The following is a 16,471-nucleotide window of genomic DNA, read 5'->3' on the forward strand; positions in this document are numbered from 1 at the left end:
ATGGCAGCCCAGCAGCACAGGGGCCTCTTCCGCTCCCGCCGCGCCGACACACCACCGATGCGCCCCTGGCACAGCCGCACACCGTTCGCGGCGCAGCGCCCGCGTGCCGGTCTTTCCTATCCCGCACGGCGCGGACTTGCAGTCGGCATCGATATCGGCGGCACGAAGGTCGCCGCCGGCGTCGTCGACGTGTACGGACGGACCCTCGCCGAGGCCACGCGCGCCACGCCCGGCCAGGACGCACGCGAGGTGGAACGGGTGATCGCCGAACTGGTGGGAGAACTATCGCGCGACTTCCGCATCCGGTCCGTCGGAATCGGAGCGGCGGGCTGGATGGACCTGGCGAACGGGACAGTGCTTTTCAGCCCGCACCTCGCCTGGCGGAACGAGCCCCTGCGCCGCAACCTCGAGGTTCTGCTACGGCGGCGGGTGACCGTGGTGAACGACGCCGACGCGGCGGCGTGGGCGGAGTGGCGGTTCGGTGCCGGACGCGACGAGCCGCGCCTCGTGTGCGTCACCCTCGGAACCGGCATCGGCGGGGCGATGATCCTGGACGGCAGGGTGGAGCGGGGCCGGTACGGCGTTGCCGGCGAGTTCGGGCACCAGATCCTGGTGCCGCAGGGCCATCGGTGCGAGTGTGGGAACCGTGGGTGCTGGGAACAGTATGCGTCGGGCAACGCACTCGGCCGTGAGGCCCGGGAGCTCGCCGCAGCCAATTCCCCCGTGGCCCGGAACCTGCTCGACGCGGTGGACGGAGACGTCCAGGCGATCACGGGAGCCCTGGTCACCAGCCTCGCCATGGGAGGCGACCAGGCGTCGAGGGAGCTCGTCGACGACATCGGCCAGTGGCTCGGGCTCGGCCTGGCGAACCTAGCGGCGGCGCTCGATCCCGGAACCTTCGTGATCGGTGGCGGCCTCAGCAGTGCCGGGCAACTCCTGCTTGAACCCACCCGCCGGGCCTTCGCGCGGAACCTGACGGGCCGCGGATTTCGGCCGGCGGCGCGGATCGACCTCGCTGCCCTCGGGCCGGCCGCAGGACTTATCGGCGCCGCGGATCTCTCACGGCAGATGATGCGCGGCGGCGGCTGACACCCGGGAAACCGGGCGTACCGAGCCTAGACCTCGGCGCCGTCGTCTAAATCGTCGCGGCTTCGGGGCAGCCGCGTCAGGAGGTAGCCCGCGCCGGCCACGAATGCGGCGAGAATCCCGAGCCACACGGAGAGGGGAGCATTTCGCCAGAACATGGCGATGACCAGGAGCAGCACGGGGCCGCCGGCGGCGGCCAGCCAGGAAAGCACCAGCAGGGGGTCGCCCACCCCCAGGGGAGGGGGCTCCGGCGGTACGTACCGGGCGTCGTCGTCGTTCGTTTCAGCGGCCCCGTCATAGTCACGGGGGCCCATCGGGCGCAGCGGCTGGTTCTCGAAGACCGCGTCCACCCGCTCCCGATCGGTGAGGGGGATGTCGGTCCGCGACGGCTCGGTCAGGAATTCATCGGTCCGCGGACTGTTCTGCTCCGGATCCGCAGCAGTTCCCGCGGGATGCTCCTCGAGCCGTGCCACGATGTCCAGCCAGACCGCATCGTCGGTTGACTCGTTGGGTTCCTGCCCTCGGGGGGTCATACGCTGCTACCTGCTGTTCCAGAACGGATGGGTCCCCCGGGCGGCCGAAGATCGACGGAGGCTATGATCCATCGTGGCCACCCGGTTGCGGTTCGTCAACTGCTTATCCACCCTTGCGTCGTCGGTCCGATGCTCACCCTGCCCGGGCTCTTGGCCGGGCGCGAGCATCTGCCGGCCCCTGGTGCGGCGTGCAAGGCCCTTAGAGTAGGCTTCTCCAAGGTAAAAAGGACGGCGTACCGGTATCGAAGGCCGCCGTCCCTTCAGGGAGGCTGGCAGCGTGTTCTATTGGATTATGAAGAGGGTCATCGTTGGTCCTCTTCTGAATCTGCTCTTCCGTCCCTGGATCAAGGGTGTGGACAACATTCCGGTTTCAGGGCCCGCGGTGCTGGTCAGCAACCACCTGTCCTTTTCCGATTCGATCTTCCTGCCCATTGCGGTGCCACGGCCAGTGGTGTTCCTCGCCAAATCCGAATATTTCACCGGCAGGGGACTCAAGGGGCGGATGACGGCGATGTTCTTCCGGTTGTCGAACCAGCTGCCGATGGACCGCTCAGGCGGTGCGGCGTCGTCGTCCTCGCTCACCGCCGGCATGGACATCCTCAACGAAGGGGGGCTGCTGGGCATCTACCCCGAGGGAACGCGCAGCCCCGACGGACGCCTGTACCGCGGCAAGACCGGCGTGGCGAAGCTCGTCCTGGCCACCGGCGTTCCCGTGATCCCGGTTGCGATGATCGGCACCGACAAGGTGCAGCCGATCGGCCGGCGGATCCCGAATATCCGCAGGGTCGGCGTCATCATCGGTGAGCCGCTCGACTTCACCAGGTACGAGGGACTGGCCGATGACCGCTTCGTGCAGCGGTCGGTGACCGACGAGATCATGTACGAACTCATGAGGCTCTCGGGCCAGGAATACGTCGACGCCTACGCGAGTACGGTCAAGGACAGGCTCGCTGCAGAGAAGGCGGCGGGCAAGAAGATGCCGCGGCCTGGCGCCGACAATCGGCGTGCGGCGGTGCGGATCAGCCCGGCCGAGCAGGCGGCAACTCCCGCGCCGGGGGCTCTTACCGAGATCGGGACGAATTCCGTCGGCAATAATCCCGCCGGAGAGAAAACCCTTGGGACGGATCCCGTCGCGAAGAACTCCGCCGGGACGGATCCCGTCGCGAAGAACTCCTTCAGAAAAAAGACCGTCGGCAAGATAACCGTCGGCAAGGAAACCGCCGGAGCGGATCCCGGCGGAAGAGGAATCGGCAGGCAGCCGGAATCCAAGGGCAACCTGGTCGTTCCCGGCGAACAGGATGAACCGGACGACCGCACGGGTATGTGACTTCTCGGGATCTCCGCGTGACGCCGCGGGACAAGGCATGGTACTTGAGCGATTAGGCTTAACCGGTGACCGATTCAATTGCTCCCGTCCTCCCGCCAACTGTCCAACCCGCCACCGCAGGGCCCACCGCGGGTCTTGACCAGTGGCGATCCCTGCCTATCTCGCAGCAGCCCACCTGGCAGGACAGTGCGGTCTATTCGAATTCCGTCCGGGAGCTTTCCTCACTTCCACCGCTCGTGTTCGCCGGCGAAGTGGATGTCCTGCGCGAGCGGCTCGCTGCCGCAGCCCAGGGCAAGGCCTTCCTCCTGCAGGGCGGGGACTGCGCGGAGACGTTCGAGGGCGCGACGGCGGATCGGATCAGTGCGCGGGTCAAGACCATCCTCCAGATGGCCGTCGTCCTCACCTATGGTGCGTCGCTGCCCGTGATCAAGATGGGACGGATGGCGGGGCAGTTCGCCAAGCCGAGGTCATCCAACGACGAAACGCGGGACGGCGTCACCCTTCCTGCCTACCGCGGTGATATGGTGAACGGCTACGCTTTCACGCCGGAAACCCGCGGCCACGATGCCGCGAGGATGGTGAAGGCGTACCACACGTCGGCGTCGACACTCAACTTGATCCGTGCGTTCACCCAGGGCGGGTTCGCCGACCTGCGGTTGGTGCACCACTGGAACAAGGGCTTCACCGCCAACCCCGCGCACTCGCGCTACGAGTCCCTTGCACGCGAAATCGATCGCGCCGTGCGATTCATGGACGCGTGCGGCGCGGATTTCGAAGCACTCAAGCGTGTGGAGTTCTTCGCGAGCCATGAGGCCCTGCTGCTCGACTACGAACGTGCACTCACCCGCATCGATTCACGCACGTCCCTCCCGTACGACACCTCCGCCCACTTCCTGTGGATCGGCGAGCGGACCAGGGATATCGACGGCGCGCACATCGACTTCCTTTCCAGGGTGCGCAACCCCATCGGGGTCAAGCTCGGGCCCTCGACGTCCGGCGACGACGCCCTCGCGCTCATCGACAAGCTCGACCCGAACCGTGAACCCGGACGCCTCACGTTCATCACGCGCATGGGCGCGGGGAACATCCGGGAAAAACTGCCCCAGCTCGTGGAGAAGGTGACGGCGTCGGGTGCCCAGGTGCTCTGGGTGACGGACCCGATGCACGGCAACACCGTCACCTCGCCCAACGGGTACAAGACCCGCAACTTCGACGACGTCATGGACGAGGTGCGCGGTTTCTTCGAGGTCCACCAGTCGCTGGGCACGTTCCCGGGAGGAATGCACGTCGAGATGACCGGCGACGACGTTGCCGAGTGCCTCGGCGGCGCCGACCCCGTGGACCAGGAGTCGTTCCTTGAGCGTTACGAGTCGGTGTGCGATCCACGCCTCAATCACATGCAGTCACTCGAGATGGCATTCCTGGTGGCTGGCGCACTTTCCAAGCGCTGACGGGTCGCTGTGCCCTCAGGTGACGGTGATCGTCACCACTGATCCCTCAGGCTGGTTGCCGGTCAGGTCCTGGCCCGCAACCAGCCCGAGGACAGCGCGTCCGAAGGTGTAGTCGACCTCGACCTGGAATCCCGCGGCCTCCAGTGCAGCCACCGCGGCCTCTTCGGAGTTCGAGAACACGTTGGGCACCCGGAGGATCCGGGGACCTACGGACAGCGTCAGCTCGACCACGGTTCCCCTCGTTGCTTCTCCGGTGGAGGGGGACTGCAGCGCCACAGCGCCTTCCGGCACTGAAACGCTGTTCACGGGGTCCCCGAGCACCTCGGGCGTCAGGCCCGCATCCTCGATCGCCTGGACGGCGGCCTCGCGCGGCAGGCCTGTGACCTCCGGAATCCTGATGGGCTCCGGCCCCCGCGACACCACGAGGTCGATCGCGGAGCCCGCACGCACCTCCGCGCCCGCCGCCGGAACCTGGCTCACGACCCGCCCCTGCCCGACTTCTTCGTCGAACTGCTCGGCGACAGTGCCCACGCTGAGGTTCTCCTCGATGAGGTCCCCCGCAGCGCTGACCTGGTCCTCACCGGTCACATCGGGCACGACGAAGAGTTCGGGTCCCTTCGACACCAGGAGTTCGACGCGTTCGAACCGGCGCACCTCCGCCGCTGCCGCGGGCTCCGTTCCCACGACGAGCCCTGTCAGGACTACCTCATGGAAGATTTCCTCCGTGGTGACCGAGGTGAGCCCCTGCTGGTCGAGAACAGCGTGCGCCTCCGCTACGGACCGGTTGGCCACGTCGGGCACAGCTACGATCCCGCCCGGGCCGGCGCCGAAGAACCAGCCGGCGACGGCGGCGAGGACGCCGAGCAGCACCAGCAAAGCAACCAGGATCCCGGTACGACGTCGCGCTGCCGGCCCCCGGAGCGACTTCTGGGGACGCTGGGCGTCCCTCAGCTGTTGCTTCTGCAGGTTCCTCGGGCTCTGGGAGGCAGTGGATCCCTTTGCGGGACCGGTACGGCCGGTAGAGCCGGGGGGAGGGCCGGGGCGGCCGCGCGGCACCGCTCCGATGACGCGCGTATCGGAGGTGTCCCGTCGCAGAACCGTGGTGGGGTGCTGGACAACCGACGGAACCACGTCCGTGGGTGAATTTCCGTCGTGGCCCGTCGTGGGGATGATCCCGGTGGCGCCCTCGACTCCATGGCCGGGAGGCACGACGCCGTCGTCGGGTGAGAAGTCGAGTTCGTCATCGGTGAGGGTGGTCCGGATGTGGCGCAGCTCGCCGAGCAGTGCGAGCCCGTTCACCGGCCTGTCCTCGGGGTCCGGGGCTGTGCACCACTGGACGAGCTCGTCGATGTCCGACGGAAGCCCGGGAAGGAGCGACGACGGAGCGGGAACCGTCGAGTGCGCATGCTGGAAGGCAATCTGGATGGGGGCGTCCCCGGTGAACGGCTGCCGGCCGGTGAGCAGCTCGAAGAGCAGGATGCCCACTGAATAGATGTCACTCTGGGCGTCGGCCGATTCGCCGGTCACGAGTTCGGGGGACAGGTACGCCACCGTGCCCACGAGGGTTCCCGTCCCCGTGCTCGTGGACACCGCCCTCGCGAGGCCGAAATCGGCGATCTTGATCTGCCCGTCACTGGCGAGCAGTACATTTTCGGGTTTCACGTCCCGATGCACCAGGCCTGCCGCGTGGGCGGCCCCGAGCCCCTCCACCACCGGGTCCAGGAGAGCAAGGGCCTGCCGCGGAGTGAGCCGGCCGCGCTCCCTCAGCAGGTCGCGGAGAGTCCGTCCCGGTACGTACTCCATCACCAGATAGGCGGTGCGGTGTTCGGGGCCGTCCTCCATGCCCTGGTCGAGGACCCCCACTACGTGCGGGTGTGAAAGCCGGGCCGCGGATTTAGCCTCCTGCTCGAAGCGGCGGAGGAAGCTGGAGTCCTCGGCAAGGTGCGGATACAGCACCTTCAGGGCGACCTGACGGTCCAGTCGCTGGTCGGTGGCGAGGTAGACCGTGGACATCCCACCCCGCGCAAGCCGGGATTGCACCAGGTAACGCCCGTCGATGAGGGCGCCTGCCAGAGAGTCTTTCCGCGGTTCCTGCACCTACCGATAGTAAGCGCAGGCAGTGATAGGGGGCGGGACCAACACTCGATCCCGCCCCCGCACCCCGGTGATCACGCACCTCGGGCGGTCGTCTCCGGCCGCTCAGCAACGGCGGGCGCCCGCCTGGGCACGGTCCCCTGAGGCTACGGGCGTTCCCCGCGGGCGTAACCCCCTATGTGCCTGCCTCGGTGTGCCTGCCGGCCTTTACTTGAAGTTGACCTGGTGCGCCTTGATCGCCGCGACGTAGGTTTTGGTGTCCTCGAACATGCCCCGGCTCTGCACCGAGTACTGACCCTGATAGTAGGACGCGATGGCGATATCGAGCGACGGGCTCGTGCGGATGAGGGAACGAATAATCGCCACGCCCGCGGTTGCATTGTCATAGGGGTCGAGGAGATTGAGCTTCCGCCCGACGAGGTCGCTTGCCCATTCGCCCGAGGAGGGTATCACCTGCATGGCGCCGATGGCGTTGGCGGGGGAGACGGCGCGCTGGTTGAACCCGGACTCCTGGAAGGAGAAAGCGAGCGCGAGGCTCGGGTCCACGCCCATGGCTGTCGCGGTGTCGGAGACGATCTTCCGCATTTCGGTCTGGCTCGGGGCCGGGAGTGAGTTGAGCAGCTGTTTGTTCGCATTCGCGTCGGCCACCACCGTCACCGGGTAGGTGAAGCCAAGGAAGGACGACGGCACCAGGTCCACCGGAGTCGGCTCGGATACCGTTTCGGGCGTCGCGCCGGGCAGCTGGAGTGTCTTCCCGGGATAGATGACAGTGGCGGCGGTGATGCCGTTCGCTGTCAGCAGCGCCGAAAGGCTGACGTTGCTCCGTGCGGCGATTGCACTCAGGGTGTCTCCGGCCTTGATCGTGTACGTGCCGGTGGGAGCAGGAGCAGGAGCAGGAGCGGGGGCGGCTGGGGGCACGGCCTGGACGGAGATCGGAGATGCACCCAGGTTCAGCTTCTGGCCGGGGTAGATCACCGAGCTCATGGCCAGGTTGTTCGCGGAGAGTAGGTTGCTGAGGCTCACGCCATGCCGTGCCGCTATGACCCCGAGGGTGTCACCGGATTTGATCGTGTAGGCAGCCGCGGGCACAGGTGCAGGCTTCGTTTCCGGCGCGGAAGCAGGTTCCGTTTCCGGTACCGGACTCACCGCTCCACCCAGAACGAGTTTCTGGCCCGGGTGGATGATCGAAGTCAGAGAGAGATTGTTGGCAGAAAGGATACTCGGAAGGCTGACGCCGTGGCGTGCCGCAATTGCACCGAGAGTGTCTCCGGACCGGACGGTGTAGGAGCCCTCCGGCGCCGTCGATCCGGGTTTCTCCTCATCGGCTGCGGAGGTGGGGGGAACCGCTGCCCCGGTGAGCTTGATTCTCTGGCCCGGGTAGATGATGGTGCGCACGGTCATGCCGTTGAGCTCCAGGACATCACTCATCGACAGGTCATGCCTGGCCGCGATGGCGCTGATGGTGTCACCGGCCCGGACGGTGTAGCCCTCGGGGGTGACAACAGCGGGCACACGGAGCACCGGGACCTGGGCCGCGACGAGGGCGGCCGGGACGACGGCGTGGAGGCTGACCGGGGTTGCAGGACTGAGGGTCCGCACCACTGAGGATGGCTGGACCTGGACAGCCGCAGCCGGCTGTGGAAGGGCGACGGAGGAAAGGAGAACGGCGGGAATGGCAGCCGTGGATACGGCGAGGCTGAGGCGTCTTGGCGGAGTGCGCACAGTGTCGGCCGCCGGAAATCCGGACGGCGATGCAGGGGGTCGCTGGGCAGTCATGTTCTGTTCCTCATCTGGAGGCGGTCCGGGAACCGCGCGTTGTGCGGACGCCTTGGATGAGCTTCTGGCCAGGGCGCACCGAGAGTGCGAAGGTGTCACAAAAGGGTCGCATGTGCTTTGTGGTGCCGCTGTGACTTATGTGAATCTACACGACTCCTCGCCTATCACAAGAGTTCCGGATGGGAGGGAGATCGCCCGGCGGCGTGTCAAGCCCGGCGCGGCTCCGAAGTGGTGGCTCCCGTGAACCTCATGGCACCCTTAGAGGGTGATGGAACTAGAAGAACTTGTACCTGGCTGGCTGAACCTGCCCGACGTCGCAGCTCTGCTGAACGTCTCGATTACGAAAGTCCATGGATTGCTCGACGACAGGGCACTGGTGTCGGTGAGGATCACCGACCGGAACATTCGAAGCATTCCTGCCGAATTCTTCCTCGAGAACGCCGTTCTCGAGAGCCTGCGCGGCACCGTGGTGGTGCTTGCCGACTCTGGATTCAAGGACGACCAAATCATCCGCTGGCTCTTCACCGACGACGAATCCCTTCCCGGGCGCCCCATCGATGCGCTGCGCGAGGGACGCAAGACGGAGATTCGGCGACGCGCACAGGCCGCCGCCTGGTAATCGCCGACACAGCGCACCCTCAGGCGGGGGGACAGCCTGAAGGGCCGGGCGCCAGCAAGGGGCGGTCCGTCAGAACGTTCGGGTGACAGCCGCCTCGGCAAGGGCGCGGAGTGCGGCAGCCGGGAGGCCGTCGATGGCGAGACAGTCCAACGCGCGGAAGGCATCGGCCGAGCGCCTGGCAATCAGCTGCTCAGTATGCGCAAGCGCGCCGCTGTCCACGATGGTGACACGCAGCATCGCTACGTCGGCATCCAACAGGTCGGGCCTTCCCAGGAGGCCGTTGATCGTGTCCCTGCCCCGGGCGTCACTGGCGCCGAGCGTCCGGGCGATCAGGTAGGTGCGTTTCCCTTCGCGCAGGTCGTCGCCCGCGGGCTTGCCCGTGACAGCAGGGTCACCGAAAACCCCAAGGACATCATCGCGCAGCTGGAAGGCTTCCCCGAGCGGCAGGGCGAACGACGAGAAAGCCTCAAGCAGTTCCTGGTCCGCCCCTGCCAGTGCTCCTCCCAGCATCAGCGGCCGCTCCATCGAATACTTCGCCGACTTGAACCGGAGGATATTCAGCGCCCGCTCGGCAGCGGCTTCGGGCGTCTGGTCGGGACCCACCGCCTCCTCGAGGAGGTCGAGATATTGCCCCGCCATCACCTCCGTCCTCATCCGGTTGAAGATCGGCCTGGCACTGACACCATCCAGGCCTTCACAGGCAGAAGTGAACAATTCCTCGCTGAATGCCAGGCATAGATCGCCCGCGAGGATCGCTGAGGACACGCCGAAGCGCTCCGGATCCAGATGCCACCGTGCGTTCCGGTGCTGGATGCTGAACTGCCGGTGGACGCTCGGCGCCCCCCTTCGGGTGTCCGACCTGTCGATGATGTCATCGTGGATGAGTGCAGCAGCCTGGAAGAATTCGAGCGCAACTCCGGCCGTGACGATGGCATGTTCGTCAGCGGCGCCGCCGGCGGCCCGCCATCCCCAATAGCACAGGAGGGCGCGAAGGCGCTTCCCTCCATCGGTGAGCTGGCGTATTGCGTCGAGCAGGACAAGCGACTCCGACGATATTTCCGCGAGGACCGCCGCCTGCTCGCCCAGGAAGCGGTCGGACTCGTGTGTCATCGACGCCCGGAAGGCATGCTGGTCGCGGCTGATGATCCCGACAGCGGAACCGCCCTCGTTCGGACGCGAATTGGCGGACGGCATGGGCTCTCCCGGTGCGGCTTGGGACGTGGACCTCCTACTGTATCCGTCCCTTGGAAGGCCGTGATGCCGATACTGCCGGTGCTGCAGGGAGGGCTGACTGCGCTCGGTACGATGGGGTTGTGCAGGATGCAGAAACGCGCCATGGCCTGGACGGCCTGGAGAACCCGGAGTGCTCGATCCTCCATATCGACATGGATGCCTTCTATGTCTCGGTTGAATTGCTGCAACGTCCGGAGCTCAAGGGGGTGCCGGTCATCGTGGGTTCCCCGTCCGGTCGGTCGGTGGTGCTCTCGGCGTCCTACGAGGCCCGACGGTATGGTGTGCGGTCCGCCATGCCCATGGCCGTCGCACTGAGGCAGTGCCCCAGCGCCGTGATCCTTCCACCGCACCATGACCGCTACGCCGAACTGTCTTTAATGGTGATGGGCATCTTCCGCTCGGTGACCCCGCTTGTCGAACAGTTGAGCGTTGACGAGGCGTTCCTCGACGTTGCGGGCGCCCTCCGCCGGCTCGGGAGTCCGCGGTCGATCGGCGAGCAGATCCGGGCGGAGATCAGTAACACCCTGGGCATGACCGCAAGCGTGGGAGCAGCTACCACGACGTTCGTCGCGAAGATCGCCTCCACGAGGGCGAAACCGGACGGGTTGCTCTTGATCCCCGGCACGGAGACGGTCGCCTACCTGCATACCCTCCCCGTATCCGCACTATGGGGCGTGGGCGCGAAGACCCAGGAGACCCTCGCGCGCCTCGGCATCCGCACGGTGCAGGACGTGGCACATACCCCGGTCACCGCCCTCCGACGGTTGCTCGGCACCTCCGGAGAGCATGTCCACCATCTGGCATGGGGGCGTGACCCGAGGAGCGTGGTGGTGACCCGCAGGGAAAAGAGCATCGGCGCCGAGGAGACGTTCGAGCAGGACGTTTCCTCGGATACCGTCCTGCGGACCGAGCTGCTGAGGCTCGCTCATCGGACTGCGATCCGACTGCGGGCTTCCGGTCATCAGGCCGGGGGTATATCGCTCAAGCTGCGCTACGCGGATTTCTCCACACTGACGCGGTCGAAGAAGCTTCCCGAACCGGTGAACAGCGCGCATGCAATTCATGCGGCGGCGATCGCCCTGCTCCTCGGGCTGGGTGATCGCCCCCAGCCGGTACGGCTCATCGGCCTCCGCGCCGAGCATCTCGAGACAGGCGATTCAGGGGCGCACCAGCTCACCATCGATGGCAACGAGGACAGCTGGCGGGGCGCAGAGGCGGCGCTGGACGCAGTCAACAGGAAGTTCGGGTCCGCAAAAGTCGTGCCGGCCGGCCTGCTGAAGCTGCCGGCCGGATCCCACCCGGCGCGGCATCGGTCCGGCGGGGACCCTGATGCCTAGCACCATACTTTCGGGACCAGCAAGGTACATTGTGACTTTCCAGCCGACCCGTAGCAAACTACTCTTTATACAAGTAATGCAAAGCGCGAATGCAGTAGCCGGCGTTCGTTCCTCCGGCCCGTATCGGTGGGAACCACAGAGGCGGCGGACTCGTTCTTTGGATTAAGGAACGTTGGCACTGACAGCAAGGAGGCGATCATGGCACTCTCGGAACACGAGCAGAGGCTTCTTGATCAGCTCGAACAACAACTACACGCCGACGATCCCAAATTCGCGCACTCCATGGCGTCGAATACGTGCGGGACGATGTCCACGCGGCGGGTGGTCATCGGTTCCCTGATAACGATCGCCGGAATCCTTGTTCTGCTTGCGGGAATCTCCCAGCAGATGATCATCCTGGGAGTTGCTGGTTTCCTGGTGATGGGGGCCGGCGTCTACTTCGCCACCACGAAGCCCAAATCGATCGAGGGTGGCCCCCCAACCGGCCGGACCGCTAAACCGGCCTCCGCAGGTAAGAGCGGGTTCATGACAACCCTCGAGGATAAATGGGACGAACGTAAACGGGACCAGCCCTAGGGCTCCGGTTACCGCAACTCCGATAATCAGGCCGCATCAGGGCCGATCCCGACGCAAAAGACCCGCTCCGGCGGGTCTTTTGCATTTAACGTCCGGAGTGAATATCCCTCCACTACGCTGCCAGCCTCCTGGCCCCGGAATAGCAGGGGACTTTCCCTAATAGGGCGCGCCACGCCCTCCCGACCGCGTTGACGGTGGTGCTTTGTGGAGTAAAGTGGGGAATATAAGAGCGAAGTGATAGCGCACACGAATTTCGGACAGGCGGTGGGGATGTTCCTGGGGACACACACACCTCGCCTCGATGAAAAAGGCAGGTTGATCCTGCCGGCAAAATTCCGTGACGAACTGGCCTCAGGGCTTGTCCTCACCCGAGGGCAGGAGCGCTGTATCTACGTTTTTAGTGCAAGTGAATTCGAGAAGGTCCACGAGGAAATGCGGGCGGCTCCGATCTCATCCCGGCAGGCCAGGGACTACGTCCGCGTGTTCCTGTCAGGCGCTTCGGATGAGCTCCCGGACAAGCAGGGGCGTATCACCATTCCACCGGTGCTGCGTGCGTATGCGGGGCTGGACCGTGAACTTGCAGTCATCGGAGCGGGAAGCCGTGCGGAGATCTGGGACGCGGGAGCCTGGGACCGCTACCTCGAGGAGAAGGAGGCGGCGTTCTCCGAAACGGATGAGGATGCCCTGCCAGGAATCATCTAGGCAGGACACGGACTGGACGTCTTGGATGAGATCTCCACCCGTCGGATGGATCGCACCACCTGGCTTCACTTCCCCGGAGCCAGGCGGCGGCTCGATCCGGCCGGATGGGGATCTGATCCAATAACTTCCAGCGAGATTCAGGGCCCCTTGGAAGGCTGTTCCGACAGCCAGGCATGTCAATCTACTGATGCAGGAAGGAGAAGGTGCGTGAGCGAAGATCGCCCGACCGGTGAGCGGCATGTACCGGTATTGCGCGATCGCTGCGTATCCCTTCTGGCGCCCGCTCTCGCCTCAGCGCGGGAAGCAGGCAGGCGTCCCGTCCTCGTCGATGCCACCCTGGGCATGGGTGGCCACGCCGAGGCCCTGCTCGCCGAATTCCCGACCGTGCACTTGGTGGGTATCGATCGGGACACCGAGGCGTTGCGGCTCGCGGGGGAGCGGCTGGAACCTTTCGCCGATCGGACCGACCTCGTCCACGCCGTATATGACGAGATCGCCGACGTTCTGGCAGACCTCGGCATTGCGGCCGTCGATGGATTCCTCTTCGATCTCGGCGTCTCATCCCTTCAACTCGACGAACGCGAGCGCGGTTTCGCCTACTCCTATGACGCACCCCTGGATATGCGCATGGATACTACCCGGGGAATCACAGCCGCCGACGTCGTCAATACCTACTCCCAGGAGGAGCTTCTTCGCATCATCCGCTCCTGGGGTGAGGAGAAGTTCGCGGGCCGGATTGCTTCAGCGATCGTCGCAGCGCGGAGTGAGACACCCCTGGAAACCACCGGACAGCTTGTTAAGGCCATCCGGGACGTGGTCCCGGCAGCGGCTGCCCGCACGGGCGGTCATCCTGCCAAGAGGACCTTCCAGGCCCTGCGTATCGAGGTCAACGAGGAACTTTCCGTGCTTTCGCGGGCCGTTCCCGCGGCGATCGACGCGGTTCGGCTCGGAGGGCGAATTGTCGCCATGTCCTATCACTCGCTCGAGGACCGCATCGTGAAGACCGCCTTTGCGGCAGGAGCGAAATCCTCGGCCCCTCCCGGGTTTCCCGTGGAGCTTGAGCAGCATAAGGCGTACCTCCGCTTACTCACCCGTGGTACCGAGGCACCATTGCAGCTGGAAGTCGAAGAGAATCCGAGGGCCGCGTCAGCGAAGCTCCGGGCAGTTGAACGAATCAGGGAACACCCCGTGGACAGGAATCGAAATTGAGCCAGGCACTGATCGCGGATACACGCAGCATTCACCACGAGCTGTCGGGAAGCAGTGCCCTTTCAGCGCCGCGGCCCTCGGCGCTGCGGTCGGCGGGTGGAGCAGCGCCCCGGACGCGCACCCCGCTTTCGGTGGTGCCGGCGCGCCCGGTAAAGCGCCGCGTCCCCTTCGTGGTGTTCAGTTTCATTGCGCTGGTGGCGGCGTTGGTCACGGTCCTCATGCTCAACATCTCAGTTTCGGGAACCCAGTACGAACTGGTCCAACTCCGTGGCCAGCAGATCGCCCTGAGCCAGGAGAACCAGGCCCTCGAGCAGAAGATCGAGAACCGGGAGGCACCCCAGAACCTCGCTGCGGCAGCAACGAAACTCGGCATGGTCGGGTCCCCGACGTTCGGTTCCATTGAGATAGATTCCTTGAAGGTGACGGGCACCCCAGAGGCTGCCACGAAGACCGACGGACCCCTTGCGCTGATCCCGGCTCCGGACCTCGATATACAGATGGAGCGGATGCCGGAGACGGTGGCTGCGACAGGAGCCGAAGTAACAGGAACCGAAGCGGAAGCAACAGGAACCGAAGCGGAAGGAAGCATTCCCGGCCCAGAGCAAGGTCCCGGGCAGGCCGCAACGGACAGGTAGTCCGCCCCGCAACCGCAACTGTTCGTGATCGACTGACAAGGATATTCCCGTGACGCACCCCATTCCCGGCGGCCAGGACGCAATGCGTGTGGCCCTTGGGTCCAAACGGCTGCGGCTCGGCCTGGCTTTCGTCCTTGTGCTCCTTCTGGTGCTCGGCGTCCGGTTGTTCCAGCTGCAGGCCCTCGACCTGAACGGCATGGCTCAGGCCGGCCTCTCCAAACGCCTGACCACCACTGCCGTGCAACCAGTCCGGGGGTCGATCCTCGACACCAACGGTAAGCATTTCGCGCGAAGTGTCGAGCGGTTCGACATCGTGGTGGACCAGACGTTGAGTACCGAGAACACCTTCAGCCGCTACAACGCCGAGCTGGACGAGCGCGAGGTCGGAATCCCCCTCGAGCAGGGCTTTCGCGAACTGTCGGAAGTACTGGACATCGACGCAGCAACGCTCGAGGACGCCATCGTGGGAGACAAGATCTTCAACTATGTGGCACAGTCGGTGACGCCGGAGGTGAAGAACAAGGCACTGGCAGTCGGCATTCCCGGCGTCTATGCCGACCAGACCAGCGTGCGGACCTACCCTGCCGGGCAGGTGGCCGGCTCGATCGTCGGGTACGTCGGGCCGGATGGCGAGGCCCGGGAGGGTCTTGAGCTCGCATTGTCGGATCAACTGGAGGGGGATCCCGGCAGCCGGACGTTCGAGATCGGCGGTGACGGTATCCGGATTCCCTACGCTACGAACGAGGACGTCCCCGCCGTCGACGGCCAGTCCGTGAGGCTGACGATCGACCAGGACCTTCAGTGGTTCGCACAGCAGACCATCGCTTCACAGGTCGAGGAATACGACGCGGAGTGGGGAAACATCGTGGTGGTCGAAGCTAAGACCGGCGCCATCCGCGCGATGGCCGAGTCGACGACCCCTGATCCGAACTTTCCCGGCGCCACCTCCGCCGAGGACCGTCAGCCGCGCTCGGTCAGTGCTGCCTTCGAACCCGGTTCCACGACCAAGCTCATCACCATGGCTGCGGCCCTCGAGGAGGGGCTCATCGAGCCGACCTCGGAGTTCGAGCTGGACAACACCTACACGGTGGGCGGCCAGACCTTCAAGGACGCTTTCCAGCACGGCATCGAACAACGCACGGCTGCGGGAATCTTCGCGAAGTCGATGAACACGGGAACCGTGATGATCGGGGAGCAGTTCACCAAGCAGGAGCGCTACGACTGGCTGAAGAAATTCGGCATCGGCGAGAAGCTCAACACCGGCCTCAGCCAGGAGTCCAGCGGCATTCTTCCGCCGCCCGAGGACTGGGACGACCGCCAGCAGTACACCGTGCTTTTCGGCCAGGGCCTTGCCCAGACCGCACTGCATACGGCAATGGTCTACCAGGCGATCGCCAACGACGGCGTCAAGCTGGAGCCGCGACTGGTGGACGCCTACATCGATCCGGACGGAACCGAGCACGAGGTGCCCGAGGACGAGGGTACCGAGGTGGTCTCCGAGGAGACCGCACTCCAGATGCAGAAGATGCTCGAAACGGTGACCGTCGACGGTTCGGGAAAAACCGGTGAACTCGAGCAGTACCGGGTGGGGTCCAAGACGGGCACGGCAGAGGCTCCCGGGGCCAACGGCGGGTACGACGGCTACACTCTCTCCTATGCAGGGATGGCCCCCATCGAAGACCCCGAATACGTGGTGGTGGTGACGCTCCAGCGGCCCCAGGGAGATCTCTACTACCTGGTTCCGGGCTATTCCTTCCAGAAGGTCATGAAGCAGGTCCTTAACTCGAACAGCATTGCACCCTCCACCCGCAAGCCAGACACCTACCCGGTCGAGTACTGAGCCGGAGATCCAGGAAAATTGCCTAGGACATCGCCTCAAATTCCGACGCCCGG

The 16,471-nt window shown here is 65.4% G+C and carries 13 protein-coding genes and 1 pseudogene; 10 read left to right on the forward strand and 4 right to left on the reverse strand.

All coding sequences use genetic code 11. The annotated features are described in order from the left end of the window. Positions 1–1,089 (forward strand): ROK family protein, encoded by a 1,089-nt coding sequence (locus tag IWX65_RS09615; RefSeq protein WP_334683780.1) that lies wholly within the window; start codon positions 1–3, stop codon positions 1,087–1,089. A gap of 26 nt (positions 1,090–1,115) precedes the next feature. Here IWX65_RS09615 and IWX65_RS09620 read toward each other — a convergent pair whose 3' ends face one another. Continuing rightward, positions 1,116–1,619 carry a hypothetical protein gene (locus IWX65_RS09620; RefSeq protein ID WP_196882438.1) on the reverse strand — a complete coding sequence of 168 codons (504 nt, stop codon included), beginning with the start codon at positions 1,617–1,619 and terminating at the stop codon, positions 1,116–1,118. Between the two features lie 277 nt (positions 1,620–1,896). Here IWX65_RS09620 and IWX65_RS09625 point away from each other — a divergent pair. Then, positions 1,897–2,577 (forward strand): annotated as a pseudogene (locus IWX65_RS09625) (lysophospholipid acyltransferase family protein); the annotation flags it as partial. Between the two features lie 446 nt (positions 2,578–3,023). After that, positions 3,024–4,397, forward strand: coding sequence for a class II 3-deoxy-7-phosphoheptulonate synthase (locus tag IWX65_RS09630; protein WP_334683794.1), 1,374 nt, complete (start codon positions 3,024–3,026; stop codon positions 4,395–4,397). Positions 4,398–4,412: 15 nt separating this feature from the next. Here the strand turns inward: IWX65_RS09630 and pknB are convergent, their stop codons facing one another. Together pknB and IWX65_RS09640 are read right to left on the reverse strand one after the other, a co-directional pair. Continuing rightward, positions 4,413–6,494: a Stk1 family PASTA domain-containing Ser/Thr kinase gene (gene pknB / locus IWX65_RS09635; protein ID WP_196882440.1), complete on the reverse strand. Its 2,082-nt coding sequence runs from the start codon at positions 6,492–6,494 to the stop codon at positions 4,413–4,415. A 204-nt stretch (positions 6,495–6,698) separates the two neighbouring features. Beyond that, on the reverse strand, positions 6,699–8,267 hold the full coding sequence (locus IWX65_RS09640) for a LysM peptidoglycan-binding domain-containing protein (protein WP_196882442.1): 1,569 nt from the start codon (positions 8,265–8,267) through the stop codon (positions 6,699–6,701). 268 nt (positions 8,268–8,535) lie between these two features. On the opposite strand from IWX65_RS09640, the gene IWX65_RS09645 reads away from it, so the two are divergent. Then, entirely contained in the window at positions 8,536–8,886 is a 351-nt protein-coding gene (locus IWX65_RS09645; RefSeq protein ID WP_442859186.1) for an Rv2175c family DNA-binding protein, read from the forward strand. Positions 8,887–8,955: 69 nt separating this feature from the next. On the opposite strand, the gene IWX65_RS09650 is transcribed toward IWX65_RS09645, so the two are convergent. Further along, the gene (locus IWX65_RS09650; RefSeq protein ID WP_334683781.1) at positions 8,956–10,080 is read right to left on the reverse strand and encodes a polyprenyl synthetase family protein; all 1,125 of its coding nucleotides are present in this window, start codon (positions 10,078–10,080) and stop codon (positions 8,956–8,958) included. 119 nt (positions 10,081–10,199) lie between these two features. Here IWX65_RS09650 and dinB point away from each other — a divergent pair, with 119 nt between their 5' ends. From dinB to IWX65_RS09680, 6 genes are all read left to right on the forward strand, one after another. Next, positions 10,200–11,456, forward strand: a complete 1,257-nt coding sequence (gene dinB / locus IWX65_RS09655; protein ID WP_334683782.1) for a DNA polymerase IV — start codon at positions 10,200–10,202, stop codon at positions 11,454–11,456. A 198-nt stretch (positions 11,457–11,654) separates the two neighbouring features. After that, positions 11,655–12,032, forward strand: a complete 378-nt coding sequence (locus tag IWX65_RS09660; protein ID WP_196882446.1) for a DUF3040 domain-containing protein — start codon at positions 11,655–11,657, stop codon at positions 12,030–12,032. A gap of 270 nt (positions 12,033–12,302) precedes the next feature. Continuing rightward, positions 12,303–12,734: a division/cell wall cluster transcriptional repressor MraZ gene (gene mraZ, locus IWX65_RS09665; RefSeq protein WP_196822686.1), complete on the forward strand. Its 432-nt coding sequence runs from the start codon at positions 12,303–12,305 to the stop codon at positions 12,732–12,734. Positions 12,735–12,941: 207 nt separating this feature from the next. Then, positions 12,942–13,943: a 16S rRNA (cytosine(1402)-N(4))-methyltransferase RsmH gene (gene rsmH / locus IWX65_RS09670; RefSeq protein ID WP_334683783.1), complete on the forward strand. Its 1,002-nt coding sequence runs from the start codon at positions 12,942–12,944 to the stop codon at positions 13,941–13,943. Then, entirely contained in the window at positions 13,940–14,578 is a 639-nt protein-coding gene (locus tag IWX65_RS09675) for a hypothetical protein (RefSeq protein WP_196882447.1), read from the forward strand. Before rsmH ends, IWX65_RS09675 begins: the two co-directional genes overlap by 4 nt. Before the next feature lie 49 nt (positions 14,579–14,627). Beyond that, positions 14,628–16,418 (forward strand): peptidoglycan D,D-transpeptidase FtsI family protein, encoded by a 1,791-nt coding sequence (locus tag IWX65_RS09680; RefSeq protein ID WP_334683784.1) that lies wholly within the window; start codon positions 14,628–14,630, stop codon positions 16,416–16,418. Positions 16,419–16,471 lie beyond the last annotated feature (53 nt).

Origin of the sequence: Arthrobacter sp. CAN_A214, from assembly GCF_015751955.1 — a bacterium.
Lineage (GTDB): Bacteria > Actinomycetota > Actinomycetes > Actinomycetales > Micrococcaceae > Arthrobacter_D.